This is a genomic window from Gallaecimonas mangrovi, assembly GCF_003367375.1.
GTDB classification, from domain to species: Bacteria; Pseudomonadota; Gammaproteobacteria; order Enterobacterales; family Gallaecimonadaceae; genus Gallaecimonas; species Gallaecimonas mangrovi.
Genome location: NZ_CP031416.1, coordinates 3,500,727 through 3,518,566, shown reverse-complemented (window position 1 = coordinate 3,518,566; position 17,840 = coordinate 3,500,727). Strand labels below are relative to the sequence as shown.

22 protein-coding genes are annotated in these 17,840 nt (G+C 51.9%); 13 read left to right on the top strand and 9 right to left on the bottom strand.

The window, feature by feature from the left end; all coding sequences use genetic code 11:
* Window positions 1-6: 6 nt before the first annotated feature.
* The 6 genes from DW350_RS16710 to DW350_RS16685 are packed head-to-tail and all read right to left on the bottom strand — an operon-like array spanning window position 7 to window position 4,894.
* Complete coding sequence (locus tag DW350_RS16710) at window positions 7-1,500, bottom strand: RNA polymerase factor sigma-54 (protein ID WP_115720028.1); 1,494 nt, start codon at window positions 1,498-1,500, stop codon at window positions 7-9.
* Window positions 1,501-1,551: 51 nt separating this feature from the next.
* Complete coding sequence (gene lptB / locus DW350_RS16705; RefSeq protein WP_115720027.1) at window positions 1,552-2,277, bottom strand: LPS export ABC transporter ATP-binding protein; 726 nt, start codon at window positions 2,275-2,277, stop codon at window positions 1,552-1,554.
* Complete coding sequence (gene lptA, locus DW350_RS16700; protein ID WP_115720026.1) at window positions 2,277-2,837, bottom strand: lipopolysaccharide transport periplasmic protein LptA; 561 nt, start codon at window positions 2,835-2,837, stop codon at window positions 2,277-2,279. Before lptA ends, lptB begins: the two co-directional genes overlap by 1 nt.
* The gene (gene lptC / locus DW350_RS16695) at window positions 2,812-3,381 is read right to left on the bottom strand and encodes an LPS export ABC transporter periplasmic protein LptC (protein WP_115720025.1); all 570 of its coding nucleotides are present in this window, start codon (window positions 3,379-3,381) and stop codon (window positions 2,812-2,814) included. Before lptC ends, lptA begins: the two co-directional genes overlap by 26 nt.
* Window positions 3,378-3,926, bottom strand: coding sequence for a 3-deoxy-manno-octulosonate-8-phosphatase KdsC (gene kdsC / locus DW350_RS16690; protein ID WP_115720024.1), 549 nt, complete (start codon window positions 3,924-3,926; stop codon window positions 3,378-3,380). The genes lptC and kdsC overlap by 4 nt, the downstream gene beginning before the upstream one ends.
* Entirely contained in the window at window positions 3,926-4,894 is a 969-nt protein-coding gene (locus DW350_RS16685; RefSeq protein WP_115720023.1) for a KpsF/GutQ family sugar-phosphate isomerase, read from the bottom strand. The genes kdsC and DW350_RS16685 overlap by 1 nt, the downstream gene beginning before the upstream one ends.
* Window positions 4,895-5,196: 302 nt before the next feature.
* On the opposite strand from DW350_RS16685, the gene mlaF reads away from it, so the two are divergent.
* The 7 genes from mlaF to murA are packed head-to-tail and all read left to right on the top strand — an operon-like array spanning window position 5,197 to window position 9,749.
* The gene (gene mlaF / locus DW350_RS16680; RefSeq protein ID WP_115720022.1) at window positions 5,197-6,012 is read left to right on the top strand and encodes a phospholipid ABC transporter ATP-binding protein MlaF; all 816 of its coding nucleotides are present in this window, start codon (window positions 5,197-5,199) and stop codon (window positions 6,010-6,012) included.
* Entirely contained in the window at window positions 6,005-6,781 is a 777-nt protein-coding gene (gene mlaE / locus DW350_RS16675) for a lipid asymmetry maintenance ABC transporter permease subunit MlaE (RefSeq protein ID WP_115720021.1), read from the top strand. The genes mlaF and mlaE overlap by 8 nt, the downstream gene beginning before the upstream one ends.
* Window positions 6,782-6,783: 2 nt before the next feature.
* Entirely contained in the window at window positions 6,784-7,260 is a 477-nt protein-coding gene (gene mlaD / locus DW350_RS16670) for an outer membrane lipid asymmetry maintenance protein MlaD (protein ID WP_115720020.1), read from the top strand.
* Window positions 7,261-7,270: 10 nt separating this feature from the next.
* Window positions 7,271-7,936, top strand: a complete 666-nt coding sequence (locus DW350_RS16665; RefSeq protein ID WP_115720019.1) for an MlaC/ttg2D family ABC transporter substrate-binding protein — start codon at window positions 7,271-7,273, stop codon at window positions 7,934-7,936.
* A complete protein-coding gene (locus DW350_RS16660; protein ID WP_115720018.1) occupies window positions 7,936-8,214 on the top strand; it encodes an STAS domain-containing protein in 279 nt (92 codons plus the stop codon). Before DW350_RS16665 ends, DW350_RS16660 begins: the two co-directional genes overlap by 1 nt.
* Complete coding sequence (locus DW350_RS16655) at window positions 8,211-8,474, top strand: BolA family protein (RefSeq protein ID WP_115720017.1); 264 nt, start codon at window positions 8,211-8,213, stop codon at window positions 8,472-8,474. Before DW350_RS16660 ends, DW350_RS16655 begins: the two co-directional genes overlap by 4 nt.
* 12 nt (window positions 8,475-8,486) lie before the next feature.
* Complete coding sequence (murA, locus tag DW350_RS16650; protein ID WP_115720016.1) at window positions 8,487-9,749, top strand: UDP-N-acetylglucosamine 1-carboxyvinyltransferase; 1,263 nt, start codon at window positions 8,487-8,489, stop codon at window positions 9,747-9,749.
* Between the two features lie 35 nt (window positions 9,750-9,784).
* Here the strand turns inward: murA and degS are convergent, their stop codons facing one another.
* The 3 genes from degS to DW350_RS16635 all read right to left on the bottom strand — a co-directional run bounded on the left by degS (window position 9,785) and on the right by DW350_RS16635 (window position 12,769).
* Entirely contained in the window at window positions 9,785-10,849 is a 1,065-nt protein-coding gene (degS, locus tag DW350_RS16645; protein ID WP_115720015.1) for an outer membrane-stress sensor serine endopeptidase DegS, read from the bottom strand.
* A 104-nt stretch (window positions 10,850-10,953) separates the two neighbouring features.
* A complete protein-coding gene (locus tag DW350_RS16640; RefSeq protein WP_115720014.1) occupies window positions 10,954-12,306 on the bottom strand; it encodes a Do family serine endopeptidase in 1,353 nt (450 codons plus the stop codon).
* 85 nt (window positions 12,307-12,391) lie between these two features.
* The gene (locus tag DW350_RS16635) at window positions 12,392-12,769 is read right to left on the bottom strand and encodes a Z-ring associated ZapG family protein (RefSeq protein ID WP_115720013.1); all 378 of its coding nucleotides are present in this window, start codon (window positions 12,767-12,769) and stop codon (window positions 12,392-12,394) included.
* 106 nt (window positions 12,770-12,875) lie between these two features.
* Between DW350_RS16635 and zapE the strand changes: the two genes are divergently transcribed.
* From zapE to DW350_RS16605, 6 genes are all read left to right on the top strand, one after another.
* Window positions 12,876-13,979 carry a cell division protein ZapE gene (gene zapE / locus DW350_RS16630; RefSeq protein WP_115720012.1) on the top strand — a complete coding sequence of 368 codons (1,104 nt, stop codon included), beginning with the start codon at window positions 12,876-12,878 and terminating at the stop codon, window positions 13,977-13,979.
* Window positions 13,980-14,178: 199 nt separating this feature from the next.
* Window positions 14,179-14,607 (top strand): 50S ribosomal protein L13, encoded by a 429-nt coding sequence (gene rplM / locus DW350_RS16625; RefSeq protein ID WP_115720011.1) that lies wholly within the window; start codon window positions 14,179-14,181, stop codon window positions 14,605-14,607.
* A 15-nt stretch (window positions 14,608-14,622) separates the two neighbouring features.
* On the top strand, window positions 14,623-15,015 hold the full coding sequence (rpsI, locus tag DW350_RS16620; protein WP_115720010.1) for a 30S ribosomal protein S9: 393 nt from the start codon (window positions 14,623-14,625) through the stop codon (window positions 15,013-15,015).
* A gap of 246 nt (window positions 15,016-15,261) precedes the next feature.
* Window positions 15,262-15,858, top strand: a complete 597-nt coding sequence (petA, locus tag DW350_RS16615; RefSeq protein ID WP_115720009.1) for a ubiquinol-cytochrome c reductase iron-sulfur subunit — start codon at window positions 15,262-15,264, stop codon at window positions 15,856-15,858.
* Window positions 15,855-17,066 (top strand): cytochrome b, encoded by a 1,212-nt coding sequence (locus tag DW350_RS16610; RefSeq protein WP_336406955.1) that lies wholly within the window; start codon window positions 15,855-15,857, stop codon window positions 17,064-17,066. Before petA ends, DW350_RS16610 begins: the two co-directional genes overlap by 4 nt.
* Window positions 17,066-17,800 carry a cytochrome c1 gene (locus tag DW350_RS16605; RefSeq protein ID WP_115720007.1) on the top strand — a complete coding sequence of 245 codons (735 nt, stop codon included), beginning with the start codon at window positions 17,066-17,068 and terminating at the stop codon, window positions 17,798-17,800. Before DW350_RS16610 ends, DW350_RS16605 begins: the two co-directional genes overlap by 1 nt.
* Window positions 17,801-17,840 lie beyond the last annotated feature (40 nt).

The window sequence follows — 17,840 nt, the reverse complement described above, 5'->3', positions numbered from 1 at the left end:
CCAGCCTTATAACAGGCTTTTTCGTTGATTCGAGGGCGGTATGTTCAGCGCTTCGCGATATTTGGCGATAGTGCGCCTTGCAACCTGTATGCCCTGCTCGGCCAACAGCTCCACCATTTTGCTGTCGCTCAATGGTTTTGCAGTGTTTTCCTCAGCGACCAGCTTCTTGATAAAAGCGCGGATAGCCGTGGAAGAACATTCTCCACCATCGTCTGTAGCAACGTGGCTGGAGAAGAAATACTTGAGCTCAAAAATCCCTCTTGGCGTATGCAAGTACTTCTGGGTAGTTACCCGGGATATGGTGGATTCGTGCATATCCACCGCTTCAGCGATGTCGTTGAGTACCATTGGTTTCATGTACTCTTCGCCATATTCAAAGAACCCTTGTTGAAACTGTACTATGCAGCGGGCCACTTTCAACAAAGTCTCGTTTCTAGACTCCAAACTCTTTAAGAACCATTTGGCTTCTTGCAGGTGGGAGCGAATAAATTGCCCATCAGACGGGTTACGGGCGTGGCGGCTCATGGCAGCGTATTGCTGGTTAATGCGCACCTTCGGCATCGCATCGGGATTAAGCTCCACCACCCAGCGGCCACTGCGTTTGGTTACCGATAAATCGGGAATAACATATTGTGGCTCTTCACTTGAGACCACAGACCCGGGCCTAGGGTTCAACCCCTGGATCACTCTGAGTGCTTCTCGAAGCTCGTCTTCCTTTAGCTTAGTGACCCGCATCAGCGTGCGGTAGTCACGGTTGCCCAAAAGGTCGATGTGCTCTTGGATCAGCATTCGCGCTTCACTAAGCCAAGGTGTATCGGGGGTAAACTGGGCGAGCTGTATCAGTAAACACTCTTGCAGGCTGCGGGCAGCCACGCCAACCGGGTCAAAGTGCTGAATACGCTTCAATACCGCCTGCACTTCATCCAGTTCTAAATCCTCAATAGCCAAGCCTTCGAGAATTTCTTCGCAGCTTTGCCGCAGGTAACCGTCAGGGTCAATGGCATCAATAATGGCCAATGCCACGGCTTGGTCGGTTTCGCTAAAGGGGGTGAGGCGCATTTGCCATAACAAGTGCTGCTGAATGTCTTCGACGGTTTCCCCTTGATAAAGGCTGTCGTCGTCGCTGCTAACGGCCGGGCCGCTGCTGGTACTGGCGGAATATACTTCGTCCCAACTGGCATCGACCGGCAGATCTTCGTCCAGTTTGCGCTCTTCCATGACATCAGAGGTATCGGGTTCGGCGGCAGCATCGTCGTAATCATCGCTGCTATCGGCCGTCGCCGTGTCGCTATCATTGTCACCGTCGTCACTGTTGCCTTGGGACTGCGGCTCGTCAAAATCGTCCTCTTGCCCTTCTTCGAGCAAGGGGTTGGCATCCAGTGCGGCCTGAATTTCTTGCTGCAGTTCCAACGACGACAGTTGCAGCAAGCGAATAGCTTGCTGCAACTGAGGCGTCATGGTCAGTTGCTGTCCAATGCGTAATTGCAGGCTCGGCTTCATCACGAGAGTGACATTCCTCCGGGCGGCGTACCTGGCGCCACCTCTGTTTCACTAAAGTTGGAACTGTTCGCCCAGATAGACGTCCCGTACCTGCTTGTTGGCCAGGATAGCCTTTGGTGTGCCGCTGGCGATAAGCTCGCCATGGCTAACAATATAGGCGTGTTCACAAACCGAGAGCGTTTCCCGCACATTATGGTCAGTGATCAATACCCCAAGGCCCCTGTCACGCAGGTGTTCGATGATTTTCTTGATGTCGATAACCGAAATTGGGTCAACACCGGCAAAGGGTTCGTCGAGCAGAATAAAGGCCGGGTCGGCGGCCAAGGCGCGGGCTATTTCCACCCGGCGGCGTTCACCACCAGACAAGCTTGCACCGAGGCTGTCGCGTAGATGGCCAATATGAAATTCATCAAGCAACGACTCTAAAGCGTCTTCACGGCCGTCGCGGTTTAACTCTTTTCGCCGCTCTAGCACCGCCATAATGTTATCGCGCACGCTGAGCTTGCGAAAAATACTGGCTTCCTGCGGCAAATAGCCGATGCCGGCGCGGGCCCTGACGTGCATGGGTTCTAGTGATAAGTCGCGCTCGTCAATAACAACGCGGCCTTTATCGGCCAGAACCAGCCCGACCACCATGTAAAAGGTGGTGGTTTTGCCAGCCCCGTTGGGACCCAAAAGGCCGACAATTTGGCCGGTATTGACCGTCAGGCTAACGTCTTTAACGACCTGGCGGCGCTTATAACTTTTGGCAAGATGCTGCGCTTGCAGTACAGCCATCAGTTACCCCCTTTGTCTTTTTTACCTTCACTGGGGGTCGGCTGACTGTCTGTCGGCTTTTTGGCCTCATCTTTGATTTTGCTGGGCTCAAAAATGGTGGTGACACGGCCGTTGCTGTCTTTAGCGGTTGCCATCAGACGTTGCGCTTGAAGGTCATACTGAATGGTGTCGCCTTTGGCGATACTGCCATTTTGCTCAATCTGAGCATCGCCCTTCATTATCACCAAACGTTTGTTTTCAAAATATTTTATTTCGTTTGCTTGCGCTTTTATCCAGGTGCCATCGTTCAGTTTTTGCCTAAGCTGAACAGGGTGGCCGGTGGCGGTAAAAACCCGTTCATTTTGAGAGGCATTAATTTCTACGCGGTCAGCAGAAAGTGACAAGGTGCCCTGGGATATTTGCACATCCCTTTCGTAGACCAGGATTTTCTTTATGCCGTCGGCGTAGTTTCTACTGGCAGTGACCGAAATTTTCTTGTCGAAATCGCCATCTGCGGCCGTCGCCACGAATGGCAGGCACAGAAGCAGCAAGGCATTACTGAGTATCTTTAAGCTGTTCATATTCGGTACTGACCTGACTTTTTAGGCGAACCTGTTGTTCGTCGAGTTTGGCGTTGAGCCCTACACCCTTGGTGGTATAACCCGGCCCGACGATAACAACAGGGTCATCGGTATTCATGGTTTTTTTCACCAGATTGAGCTCAAGTGCGTCGGTATTAATCTGTTTTATCGGCCCATCGTCGATAAGACTCTGGATAATAACATTGTTTTGCAGGTCCACCAGCCGCTGACCCGTGACTTTTGCTTTTTCGGCAGTGATGCGCCAAGGGCTGTGTTGCTCGTTGTTGTAGGTGATGAAACGTGGTGCTACTAACCAAGTCTCTTGGCGCAGGTTGTAATGGGTCATGGATTTGGCATTGACCTGCATGCTCAATTTGCCGTTTTCATCAAACTGACGCACTTGCAAATTGTCGGCGATGCCATCGGGCTGTTCGACAAGCAGTGCTTGCTGGGCGGCATCCTGGTCGTCTTTTGCTGACGGCCACAACATTAATGCCGAAGCCGCGGCAAAGAGCAGCAGCACAAAAATAACGGCACGGCTCACAGGCTGGCTCCTTGCGGCCTAAGGTTTTTGCCTTGGCTTTGCAGGATAAGGTCACACAGTTCTCGCACCGCGCCGTAGCCCCCTGGTAGGCAGGTGGTGTAGCGGGCGGCCTGGGTAACCAAGGGGTGGGCATCGGCTACTGCCACACCTAAGCCAACATGTTCAATTAAGGCTAAGTCAGGAATGTCGTCACCTATATAGGCCACGTTTTCAGGGTTAAGGCCAAGCTTACCTAACAGCGCATCAAAAGCGAGCCGTTTGTTTTCCTGGCCTTGATAAATATGTGGCACACCCAGGGCATTAAAGCGATTTTCAACGATGCGGCTATTGCGGCCGGTGATCACCGCCACGTCAATGCCCGCCTGCAATAGCGCCTTGACGCCAAAGCCATCGCGGGTGTGAAAGGCTTTGAGTTCTTCACCGTTGTTACCCAGATAAATACGACCATCGGAGAACACGCCATCTACGTCGCAGATGAGGAGCTTTACCTGACTCAGTTGCTGCCAAGTGGCACTGTCAATTTGGCCGTAGAGGGAATTTTCCATCATAGAACTCCTGCGCGCATCAGATCTTGTGTGTTAAACGCCCCCACCGGGCAGTGGTTGGCATCCACAACAAAGAGGCCATTAATTTTACGCTCTTCCATCAGATGCAGCGCTTCGGCGGCTAAAAGGTCTGGTTCAACCGTGATACCGCCTTTGGTCATTACATCACTGATAACGGCGGTACGTACGTCTTTTCCGGCATCGAGCACCCGGCGTAAGTCACCATCGGTGAACAGGCCAACCAGCTTGCCTTGCTCGTCTACCACTGCAGTCATGCCAAGCCCTTTGTGGGTCATTTCCAGCAGGGCGTCTTTAAGCAGAATGTTTTGAGCAACAACCGGCACCTCGTCGCCACTGTGCATAACGTCTTCAATGCGTAGCAGCAGTCTTTTACCGAGACTACCGCCAGGGTGAGACAGGGCAAAGTCATCGGCGGTAAAGCCACGGGCCTTTAATAGCGCGACCGCTAAAGCATCGCCCATAACCAAGGTGGCGGTGGTAGAGGCGGTAGGGGCTAAATTCAGTGGGCAGGCTTCTTTTTCAACGGCGACACAAAGATGGGTGTCTGCGTGGTTGGCCATGGTAGAACCCGGTTTGCCGGTCATCGCAATAAGTTTGACACCCATGCGCTTTAATACCGGGAACAGGGTGGTGACCTCTTGGGTTTCACCGGAATTGGAAATTGCCAGCACCACATCTTTATTGGTGATCATGCCAAGGTCGCCATGGGACGCTTCACCAGGATGTACAAAAAAGGCTGGTGTACCGGTTGAGGCAAGGGTGGCGGCTATTTTTCGACCAATGTGACCGGATTTCCCCATTCCTGTCACTATTACCTTGCCCTTACAATCGAACAATGTTTGGCAAGCCTGGTCAAAATCATCACCCAGGAACTGATGAAGCCCTTCAATGGCCTGTTTTTCGACTTCGAGGACATCGTGGCCAAACCGGGAAAAATCGCGTTTCACTTGGGAACTCCTTGGGGCAAGATGGCGAGATTATAAAAAAGGCGGCCGCCGATAGCGATAAAAGCAAGGCAATGGCGCAAAGTTCGCTAAAAAATGACATTATTAAAACAGGAATGAGACCATGATGAATGGTGTTTTAGGGACCTTTAACATGGTGCGAGAGCCCATAGTGGCTGGGGTTCACCGTCAATTCAGACATCGCTTATTACCCTTTCCGAACGTTTTGTTGCATTTATTGGCATTGCTTTGCCTTCCTCACCCCTTGCTACAATGCCCGCGCCAATAAGATCAGGACAATGCTGATGAGTGTTGAACGCCCGTTAGTGGATATCAAAAACATGACCTTTCGTCGAGGTGATCGGATCATCTATGACGATATCAGTTTGACTATCCCGGTAGGCAAAGTCACTGCCATTATGGGGCCCAGTGGTATCGGTAAAACCACACTGCTGCGCTTGATTGGTGGTCAGTTAAGGCCCGACAGCGGCCAAATTCTTTTTGACGGCGAAGATATTCCTTTGTTGTCACGAAAGCAGTTATTTCAAACCCGTAAACGGATGAGCATGCTGTTTCAAAGCGGCGCGATGTTCACCGACATGACGGTGTTCGATAACGTTGCATTTCCGCTGCGTGAACATACCAACTTGCCTGAAGCCCTTATCCGCAAAGTGGTGTTGATGAAGCTTGAGGCCGTCGGTTTGCGCGGTGCCCATGGTTTGATGCCAAGCGAATTGTCTGGGGGCATGGCCCGGCGCGCAGCGCTGGCAAGGGCCATTGCGCTTGACCCCGACATGATCATGTATGACGAACCCTTTGCTGGCCAAGACCCTATTTCCATGGGGGTTATCGTCAACTTGATTCGCCGTTTAAACGATGCCCTGGGGCTAACGTCGGTGGTGGTTTCTCACGACGTCGAAGAAGTGCTTTCTATTGCCGATTACGTCTATGTTGTTGCTGACAAAAAGGTCATAGGCCACGGCACCCCTGCAGAACTGAAAGAAAATCCGTCTGACCAGCTTAAGCAATTCCTCAATGGCGAACCTGACGGTCCTGTGCGTTTCCATTATCCTGCGCCTGATTATCGCCAGGACCTAAAAGGAGAGGCCGTCGATGTTTGATGCTATTGCCAACCTGGGGCGAACCGGGCTGGCCTTTACCTCGGGCATGGGCCGAGCACTGCTGATGATACTGTCAGCGGTCTCTTGCTGGCCGAGGCTGCGCAGCTTGCGTTTGCTGGTCAAACAGCTTTATGTCGTGGGTGTGCAATCGCTGTTGATTATCCTGGTTTCCGGCCTTTTTATCGGCATGGTGCTGGGGTTGCAGGGATACACCATTTTACAAAACTACGGTGCCGAAGCGTCTCTTGGGCCAATGGTTGCGCTGAGTATTCTGCGTGAGCTGGGGCCGGTGGTGACGGGGCTGCTGTTTGCGGGGCGTGCCGGCTCGGCGCTGACCGCCGAAATTGGTTTGATGAAAGCCACCGAACAGCTATCGAGCATGGAAATGATGGCCGTCGATCCCCTTAAGCGGGTTATAGCACCACGTTTTTGGGCCGGTGTGATTGCCATGCCACTGCTCTCTGCCATTTTCTGCCTGATTGGTATTTGGGGCGGAAAAATCGTCGGGGTTAACTGGCTGGGGCTGGATAACGGCACCTATTGGTCAGTGATGCATTCCTCTGTGGATTTCATTGATGACATCCTCAACGGCTTTATCAAAAGCTTGGTGTTTGCCCTGGTAGCCACTTGGATCGCAGTATTTAACGGTTATAACGCCATGCCGAATTCAGAAGGGATCAGCAAGGCGACAACCCAGACAGTGGTGCATTCATCACTGGCGATACTGGGCCTTGACTTCATTCTGACAGCACTGATGTTTGGAAACTAATTATGCAAAACAGTCGCAAAATTGAATTGTTGGTAGGCTTTTTCATTCTGATTGGAATTGCTGCCATGTTGGTGCTGGCGCTGAAAGTTGCCAATGGCGGCTTGGCCGGTGACGGAAAAACCTACACCCTTTTCGCAAAATTCGACAACGTCGGCGGCCTTAAAGTGCGCTCACCGGTGAAGGTGGGTGGCGTTGTGGTTGGCCGGGTGGAAAGCATTAAGCTAGACCACTCTGACTTTACCGCCGTTGTCAAAATGGACATTGATGCTGAGTACCAGAACAAATTTCCGGAAACCAGCTCGGCGTCTATCCTCACCTCCGGTCTTTTAGGCGAACAATACATTGGCCTTCATCCTGGCTTTAAGGATGATAGTGTATCGATGCTAAAAGACGGTGATTACATTGAAGACACCAAGTCTGCCTTGGTGCTTGAAGAATTGATTGGCCAATTCCTGTTTGGCAAATCACATGATGAGTAAGGAGTTTTCCATGTTTAAACAAGTCGTAGCTGCTGCGGTAATGGTAATGGGCCTGAGCTCATTGGCCCATGCTGCCGATGAGCAGGCAGTGAACCGCAAAGATCCTTATGTCATGGTGGAAAAAGCCGCGCAATTGGCCTTTGACGACCTCAAGGCCCAGCAGCCGCAAATCCAGAAAAACCCGAATATTTTGAAAGACATCGTGCGCAAAGATTTGCTGCCCTATGTCGATTACCGTTACGCCTCTTACAAAGTGATTGGCCGTAACTTGCCAAAAACCACCGCTGACCAGCGTAACCGCTTTGTTGAAGCCTTTAAAAACTACCTGGTGACCACTTACGCCCAGGCCTTTACCCAGTACAAAGACCAAAAAGTGGCTTTTGAACGTGACAGCCTGGATGACAATGGCCGCCCGCAGCGCATTGCTTCGGTGAAAGCCCGTATCATTCAGCCCGGTGGCCAAGATATCAGCATCATCTTCAAGGCGCGCCTGAACAGCAAAACCGGTGAGTGGGGTGTTTACGACATGGTGGCAGAAGGCATTAGCTTGCTGTCATCCAAACAGGCTGAGCTTGAAGGCCTTATCCGTCAAAAAGGCATCGACAGTGTTATCGAAACACTGAAAGAAAAAGCCAACGAAAGCATTACCAACAAATCGGCTGACGGAAGCAAATAATGAGCCTTGATATCCAATGGCAAAAGCCGGTTCTAAGTCTGGCTGGCACCTTGGACCGCAACACTACCCCGACGCTCTGGCAGCGCCGGGGTAGCTGGTCTGGGCTGGAGACGGTTTCTGTCTCTGGCTTGGATAAAGTGGATACAGCAGGCCTGGCAGTTTTGCTGGCGCTATGTGAACGTTATCCCGGTACCAAAGTGGTTGGGGCTTCTGAACGACTCAAAAAGCTGGCACAATTGGGCGATCTGGATGCCATTCTGCCCATTGAGCAAGCATGACCAATCAAGAAATTGAACAACTACTGCGCGACAGCCTCTCACTTGACGAAGTGATCGTTAAAAGTGACGACGGCAGCCACTTTAATATCATTGCCGTAGGCGCCTGCTTTGAGGGCCTGCGGTCAGTGAAATGCCAACAGCTGGTCTATGGGCCGTTGATGGAGGCAATTGCCTCTAACGCCATGCATGCTGTTTCCATCAAAACCTACACTCCCGCCGATTGGGCACGCGATAAAAAGCTGCTCATGCTAGGACAGTAAAGAAATCGCCCTATGGATAAACTGCTTATCACTGGCGGCACGCCTCTGTCTGGCGAGGTTGCTATCAGCGGCGCCAAAAATGCGGCGCTGCCGATTCTGTTTTCGACGCTATTGGCCGACGATGTTGTCACCCTGACGAACATCCCGCACCTCAATGATGTCACCACCACCATTGCCCTGTTAGGGCGCTTGGGGGCCGGGATCACCTTGGGTGATAACATGACCGTGCAGGTCGACCCACGTTCCGTTACCGAACATGTGGCGCCTTATGAATTGGTGCGCACCATGCGTGCCTCTATTCTGGCGTTGGGGCCACTGGTGGCCAAGTTCGGTAAAGGTGAGGTGTCGTTGCCTGGCGGCTGCGCCATTGGCGCACGGCCGGTTAATTTGCATATCACCGGCCTTGAAGCCATGGGCGCCAACATCGTGGTGGAACACGGTTACATCAAAGCCGAAGTACCCGGTGGCCGTTTACAGGGCGCGCCCATCTTTATGGATATGGTGTCGGTTACCGGCACTGAAAACCTGATGATGGCAGCCGTGTTAGCCGATGGCCGTACCATCATTGAAAACGCTGCCCGCGAGCCGGAAGTGGTCGACCTGGCCAATTGCCTGGTTGCCATGGGCGCCAAGATCCAAGGTATTGGTACCTCCAAGCTGGTGATTGACGGTGTTGAGCGTCTTAATGGCGTGCAATATCGGGTTCAGCCTGACCGTATTGAAACCGGCACTTTTCTGGTGGCCGCAGCGGTTACTCGTGGCAGTGTTACCTGTACCGATACCGACCCTGAACTGCTTGAAGCGGTACTCGCCAAGCTGGAAGAAGCTGGCGCTGATATCGAAACCGGTAAAGACTGGATCAAGCTTGATATGAAGGGCCAGCGCCCCAAGGCGGTGGATATTACTACCGCCCCGTATCCTGCTTTTCCGACCGACATGCAGGCACAGTTTACGGTGCTCAACTCGGTGGCTGAAGGTTCAGCGCGGATCAGAGAAACCATCTTTGAAAACCGTTTTATGCATGTGCCTGAGCTTAGCCGGATGGGCGCTGATATCAGCCTTGACGGCAATAACGCGCTGGTCAAAGGGGTTGAAACCTTATCCGGTGCCGAGGTGATGGCAACCGACCTTCGCGCCTCGGCAAGCTTGGTTATCGCCGGTTTGGTTGCTGGCGGCGAAACCTTGGTTGACCGCATCTACCACATCGACCGTGGTTATGAATGTATCGAGGATAAGTTCTCGAAGCTCGGCGGCCATATTCGCCGGGTTAAATAATAAAAAAGGCACCATAAGGTGCCTTTTTTATTGCCTCAATAGGATGGCTCTGGTGGCCGTTCCCCTACCGTGACTTTTAAGTTGAGCTGCTTTTTCTGACGCATCACGGTAACTTCGACCGTGGTGCCCGGTTTGGTTTCTGCCACCACGTCTTTTGCTTCCAGGCCGTTATGAATGGAGCGGCCATTAATACCAACGATAAGGTCACCTACCTTTATGCCGCCCTTGGCTGCCGGCGAATTGCTGTCAACTGCGGTGATCAGTGGCGGCTGGCTCATGATAGGCACTCTGGGCGGGGCGTAGTCCACACCGAAGTAGCCGCGGATCACCCGGCCGTTTTCGATGAGCTCTTTCATGATTTTTGAAGCCAGATTGTAGGGAATGGCAAAGCCAATTCCAGGCACATCAACGCGGCGCGACACATTCAGCAGAGCGGTGTTAATACCCACTAACACGCCATTGGTATTGACCAAGGCGCCCCCCGAGTTACCGGCGTTAATGGCAGCATCGGTCTGTAAAAAGTCCTGCAGCCCGCTTGAACTCATGCCGCTGCGGCCGGTGGCGGAAATAATGCCCTGGGTAATGGTTTGGCCAATGTTGTAAGGGTTACCAATGGCCAGCACCACGTCGCCAACCTGGGTTTTGTTGTGAGAGTCTTGCGGGATAACCGGCAGGTTGTCTAAATCTACCTGCAATACGGCCAAATCGGTCAGGGGGTCGGTCCCCACGAGGTCGGCATAAGAGATGCGGCCATCTTGCAGGGCAACCACAATTTGGTCGGCGCCAGCAATAACATGCACGTTAGTGAGAATGTAGCCTTTGGCGCTCATGATAACGCCTGAGCCCAGGCCCTTGATGGTGCCACGTTGCTCGGAGAGGCTACCGACGTTACTGACGGTATAGATATTAACAACAGCAGGCGCTGCGCGGCGTACGGCAGCAGAGAAAGACATAATGGAGGGGTAGTTATCTTCCTTGCGAAAGAGCCCCTGGCTTTCTTGGTCGCCTTTACGCAGGCTCGGGAACAGGCTAAGCGCAACCGCTGCCAGTATTAATCCCAACAGAATGGCTTTGGCCAAGTCTTTGAAAAGGCGTGCCATTAATGAATGCCCTGCCGTGAGTGAAGGGCAGAGCATAGCAGGTTTTCAGCCATAGCAAAAAGGGGCCCGAGGGCCCCTTTACGTTGCTAAACACTGGTGCAGTGTTACTGCAGTACCAAGTACAGGCTGGTGTGGCCACGCAAGATGTTAAGGGCCAGAACGCCTTGTTTGTCTTTCGACATCACGTTCTCAAGATCCTTAACCGATTTCACCCGCTGACGGTTAACCGCGACGATGACATCACCTTCTTCCAGGCCAATGGCATCGGCAGGGGAACCTTGAGCTACTTTTGCTACCTTGACCTTGCCACCGTCGTTTTCAAACTCGGCGCCGTCAAGGCGAGGATGAATGGCTTCACCACTGGCTTCTTTGGCAGCACTACGGCCTTCCAGTTTTACCTTCACGGTTTTGTCTTTGCCGTCACGCACTATGCCAAGCTCGATTTCAGTGCCGGCCCCTAAGGTGCCGACTTTCGCGCGTAACTCGCCGAAGGTTTGAATAGGTTTGCCATTCAGGCTGGTAATGATGTCACCGGCTTTAATGCCCGCTTTAGCAGCGGCAGAACCGTCTTCAACTTGGGAGACAAAAGCACCGTGATTAGAGTGATAACCCATGGCTTGTGCCAGTTGGCTAGTCAACTGCCCGCCCATGATCCCTAAGTAACCGTGGCTCACTTTGCCGTGTTTGATGATCTGGTGAACCAGGTTTTTCATCATATTAACGGGGATAGCAAAGCCAATACCGATGTTGCCACCGTCAGGGCCGATAATGGCGGTGTTAATGCCGATCAGTTGGCCTTTTAAGTTGACCAGGGCACCACCGGAGTTACCACGGTTAATCGCCGCGTCGGTTTGGATGAAGTTTTCCAGTTTTTCAACTTGCAAACCGCTGCGCCCCAGGGCTGAAACAATACCGGAGGTAACGGTTTGGCCAAGACCCAGAGGGTTACCAATAGCGACGGCAAAATCGCCTACGCGTAACTGGTCAGAATCACCCAGTTGGATTTGGGTAAGATCTTTGGCGTCGATTTGCAAAAGGGCAATATCGACATCTTTGTCGACACCGATTTTCTTCGCTTTGAAGGTACGGCCGTCGGTTAAGGTTACTTCGATTTTGTCAGCTTCATCGACAACATGGTTGTTGGTCACGATGTAGCCTTTCTTCGCATCAATAATGACGCCAGAGCCTAAACCTTCAAACGGCTGTTTGCTGGTTTGCTCTGATGGCATGTTGGGGCCAAAGAAGAAACGAAAAGCATCGGGGATACGTTGCTTGGAAATATGAGTGCCGGCAACGTTGATACTGACCACGGCTGGGGTGACTTTTTCCAGCATCGGGGCCAGGCTAGGCATTTCCTCTCCCGCTACGCTGTTTGGTAAAGCAGCGGTCGCCGGGAGACTTACAAGGCTAGCAGAACCGAGAAGGACTGCAGATACAAGGATTGAGAAAGGCTTCATTGTTACTGAATCTCCTAAAAATACAAAGGCTGTTTCAGTCTTGGCTCAATCACAGACTCTGGGAAATGTTAAAAAGTTCCAGATTTTATTTTTTCAAAAGGCCGTGGCGCTCTTGAGAATAATCCCGAGGCGGTTCGGTCAACAGCTCAGGATCAGCGTCAGACTCGGTTTCGTCTTCTGCCAATTTTAAGGTCAAATCTTCGGTGTCCAGGCCAAGCAGGGTGCCGGCGCCGGTATTAACGTGACGAGCCAAACGGTCATAGTTTTTGGCCAGCTGTTTCATCATTTCGGTGCTTTCTTCGAAGTAATCTTTTACTTCTTCTTTATACTGATCCAGGTCCAGCTGCGCCTGCTCCAATTGCTGGCGCAGGTTGTCTTCGCCCACTGGGGTAGTACCACGAACCCTGCTGATCAGCAGGCCGATCACGATACCTACTACCAAACCAATTGCGATATTAATCATGGACGATGTCACTCCTGTCCTGCTGTCTATAGCGAACAATATACCTGCAACCCAAGGGCCGTGGTACCATGCCCGCCTTCAATTTACCCGATGAGAACCAGAATTAATGACTCCCTGGCAGCGCTATCAGGCGGATTTGAGCCGCCCGGAATTCATACACGATAAGGCACAGGAAAATGCGGTGAAGCACCTGCAGCGCCTGTTTGATGACTTCTGCGCTAGGGATCAGCATAAATCATCCGGCCTGAAGAAACTCTGGCAAAAGCTTAGTGGTGCCAGCGAGAGCAAAAATCAAGTCAAGGGGCTTTATTTCTGGGGCGGCGTAGGCCGGGGAAAAACGTACCTGGTTGACACTTTTTTTGAGTGTTTGCCGACCGAGCGCAAAATGCGCGCGCATTTTCACCGCTTTATGCATCGGGTGCATCAAGAACTGAAAGTATTCAAAGGCCAAGTCGACCCCTTGGAAAAGGTGGCCGATAAAATCGCCTCGGAAACCGACATCATCTGTTTTGATGAGTTCTTTGTGTCTGACATTACCGACGCCATGTTGCTCGGTACCTTGTTTGAAGCGCTCTTTGCCAGGGGCATTGTGCTGGTTGCTACCTCCAATATTGTGCCGGACGAGCTTTACCGTAATGGCTTGCAGCGGGCCCGTTTTTTACCGGCCATTGCCTTAATTAAAGAAAACTGCGATGTGGTTAATGTGGATTCCGGCGTTGACTACCGGCTACGAACCCTTGAGCAAGCCAGACTCTTTCATTTCCCTTGCGACGATGAAGGCCGTAGCCAACTGCGTGACTATTTTACGCAGCTCACCTCTGAAGCAACCCGTGAAGATGTGACCTTGGAAATTGAAGGCCGCCCCATTCACGCTATTGCCGAAGCCGACGGTGTGCTGCTAATAGACTTTAAGGTGCTGTGTGACGGCCCCCGTAGCCAAGCCGACTACATGGAGCTGGCACGTCTTTACCATTCGGTTTTGGTCAGTGACGTGTTTCAGATGAGCGCCAACCAAGAAGACGTAGCCAGGCGTTTTATTGCTATGGTGGACGAGTTCTACGAACGCGGCGTTAAACTCATTATGCTGGCCGAGGTGGACATGTTTAGCCTCTACGGCGGTGAGCGTTTGCAGTTCGAATTTCAGCGCTGTTTGTCCCGCCTGCAGGAAATGCAGTCCAAAGAATACCTTGCTCGCCCCCATAAACCGTAAAATGAGTGAAATTTGGGCGTGATCTTGGCAAAAGACATGCGTATAATCCGCGCAGCCCCACGTTACAACCTGCCCAACAGGGGCAGCGCATATGTCACTTACCAGTATTCGAAGGGATACGTTGGTAGGTTTTTGCACATTGTGCGGGCGTTAAACTAGCCCGCACGGGTATGTAACAAATTGATTTTGGGTTGATTTGATGAAAACTTTCGTAGCTAAACCAGAAACCGTAAAACGTGACTGGTATGTGGTTGACGCCGAAGGAAAAACCTTGGGTCGTATCGCCACCGAAATTGCCACGCGTCTGCGCGGCAAGCACAAGCCTGAATACACTCCTCACGTTGACACCGGTGATTACATCGTTGTTATCAACGCTGAGAAAGTGGTTGTGACTGGTGCCAAGAGCAAGGACAAAATGTATCATGCTCACTCCGGTTTTCCGGGTGGTCTGAAGTCCATCAGCTTCGAAAAGCTGCAAGCCAAGAAGCCGGAAATGATCATTGAAGCTGCTGTTAAAGGCATGCTTCCGCGTGGTCCCCTTGGTCGCGCCATGTTCCGTAAGCTGAAGGTTTATGCCGGTGCTGAACACAAGCACGCTGCACAACAACCTCAGGTCCTCGACATCTAATACGGAATTGAAGAAATGGCAGACAATCAATACTACGGCACTGGCCGTCGCAAAAGCTCCACTGCTCGTGTCTTCATCAAGCAAGGCACTGGTGCTATCACCATCAACAAGCGCACTCTTGAAGAGTACTTCGGCCGCGAAACTGCCCGCATGGTAGTTCGTCAGCCGCTGGAGCTGGTTGAGATGATCGAAAAGCTTGACCTGCACATCACCGTTTCTGGCGGTGGTATCTCTGGCCAAGCTGGCGCTATTCGCCACGGCATCACTCGCGCTCTGATGGAGTACGATGAGTCTCTGCGTCCGGCTCTGCGTAAAGCAGGCTTCGTTACCCGTGACGCTCGTAAGGTTGAACGTAAGAAAGTCGGTCTGCGTAAAGCACGCCGTCGTCCTCAGTTCTCCAAACGTTAATCTGGCCTCATCGGCAAGATGCAAAAGCCCGGCTTTACGCCGGGCTTTTTTATGGCTGTTACTCCCCTGAACTGTGCTCCTTGTCCTTGTTTTTTCTAGGGGTTCTTTTTATTCTGGTGAGACTTTCAACGCTTTTCCAGGTCACCCACACCAATAAAAGCTACACCGATAAAAAGGGGACTGTGAGCCAGTAACGCCGCAGAAGATAGCCAAGCGGTGGTGGGTTCCAGGACGGGAGAACAATGGATGAGCAATGCGCCTGTCGATGAAGGGCGTCGCCGTTTTCTGACATGGACCACGGCGGTAGTAGGAGCTGTGGGCGTAGGCTTTTCAGCGGTGCCTTTTGTGGCGTCATGGAACCCCAGTGCTAAGGCGCGGGTCGCCGGTGCCCCCGTTACCGTCGATATTTCCAAGCTGCAAACCGGGCAATTACTGCTGGTAAAATGGCGGGGTAAGCCGGTGTGGCTGGTTAAGCGCAGCGAGAAGGTGCTGGCACAATTACCCAGCCTCGACGGCAGACTTCGCGACCCCGATTCAAAAGAGCCGCAGCAGCCGGCTTATGCCAACAATCTGACCCGTTCTATTAAACCTGACCTCTTTGTCGCTATTGGTATCTGCACCCATTTGGGCTGCTCGCCAACTTACCTCAATGGTAATTTTGCCGAGCATGCCAAAGGCGTCGATTTTGGTTTTTTCTGTCCCTGTCATGGCTCTAAATTCGATATGGCCGGGCGTGTATTCAAAGATGTGCCAGCGCCTTTAAATTTGGTGGTGCCGCCGCATTATTACCAAGATGAGCACACCTTGCTGGTAGGAGTGAGTAAAGAGGAGCAAGCATCATGAGTCGGCTACTTAACTGGCTTGATGAACGTATTCCTCTTAGCCAAACCTGGCAAAAGCATATTGGCCGCTATCCCACCCCTAAAAATTTCAACCTGTGGTATTTCTTTGGTTCGCTGGCAATGTTGGTGCTTGCTAACCAGATTGTGACCGGTCTTTGGCTGACCATGTACTACACCCCCAGCGCCGAAGGCGCTTTTGCGTCGGTTGAATATATCCGCCGTGACGTGAGCTACGGCTGGCTGCTGCAGTATTTACATTCAACCGGCGCTTCAGCGTTTTTCATCATTATTTATCTGCACATGTATCGCGGGCTTATTTATGGCTCCTACCAAAAGCCAAGAGAGCTGGTTTGGCTGCTAGGAATGTTGTTGTTCCTGGCGCTGATGGCCGAGGCTTTTATGGGCTACCTGCTGCCGTGGGGGCAAATGTCGTACTGGGGAGCGCAGGTGATTATTTCACTGTTTGGCGCCATTCCTTTTGTCGGTGACGACATCACCCTATGGCTGCGCGGTGACTACGTGATAAGCGGGGCTACCCTTAACCGCTTCTTTGCCCTGCATGTAATTGGTTTGCCGTTGGTGCTGTTAGTGCTGGTGTATCTTCATATCGTTGCGCTGCATCACGTCGGTTCTAATAATCCTGACGGCATTGATATCAAAAAACATAAAGATGAAAACGGCTGGCCTCGGGACGCCATTCCTTTTCATCCTTACTACACCGTTAAAGACATCATGGGCGCGGCCGCATTTTTGTTTATCTTTGCGTATGTGGTGTTTTTCATGCCTACCGGCGGTGGCTTTTTCTTGGAGGCGCCAAACTTTCAGCCCGCAGACCCGCTAAATACCCCGGAACATATCGCGCCGGTTTGGTATTTTGCGCCCTATTACGCCATTTTGCGGGCGATCCCCAACAAATTGGCGGGCATTGTGTTCATGTTTGCGTCTATCGGTTGCTTGTTCTTACTGCCGTGGCTAGACCGCTGCAAGGTGCGCTCAGTTCGGTATCGCAGCACCCTGCATCGTCTCAATTTGGGCCAGTTTGCGCTGTCATTTTTAGTGTTGTTATACCTGGGTACGCAACCTGCCAGTGACCTATACACCTTGTTGGCACGCATCTTTGCTTTTACCTACTTTGGCTATTTCGTGCTGCTTTGGCTTTACAGCAAAAATGAGCGGACCCAACCGCTGCCTGAAAGGGTGGGTAAGTGATGAAAAGCTTGCTGTTGGCGCTATTTCTGTCGGCTTTTTCCGGTTTTGCTATCGCCAGTGATGCGGTGCAGCTTGATAAGGCGAATTACAACCTCCAAGACCAAGCCTCACTGCAGCGGGGTGCTAAGCTTTTTATGAATTACTGCGCTGGTTGCCACCAAATGCAGTATCAACGCTATAGTCGCACCGCTGACGATCTGGGCATTCCGCCCGACTTGATGGTGAAAAATCTGATTTTCACCGGTGCTAAGATCGGCGATCATATGAACAATGCAATGCCAGCCGAGCAAGCAGCGGCATGGTTTGGTAAAATACCTCCAGATTTGACTCTGGTAGCCCGTGTACGAGGTGCGGATTGGATCTACACCTTTCTGCGGTCTTTCTATGAGGACGATTCTCGTCCTTGGGGGGTCAACAACGAGGTGTTTAAAGATGTAGGTATGCCGGATGTTCTGCAACCATTGCAGGGCATGCCACGCAAAACCTATGAAACCCGTCTGGTGGACGGCGAAGAAAAGCAGGTTTACGCCGGTATAAAGACCGACGGCACCGGTGAAATGAACGAAGAAGAATACAACAAGGCCGTGCTGGATTTGGTCAACTTCCTCGTTTACGCCGGGGAACCGACACGCCTTAAGGCTCAAAGCCTTGGTTGGAAGGTACTGGTTTTCCTGGCCATCTTCTTTGGCTGCGCCTATCTCTTGAAAAGAGAATTTTGGCGTGACGTCCACTAAAGACTTATCGCAGCAAATGGGGGCGCTGGCCTCCGTTGTT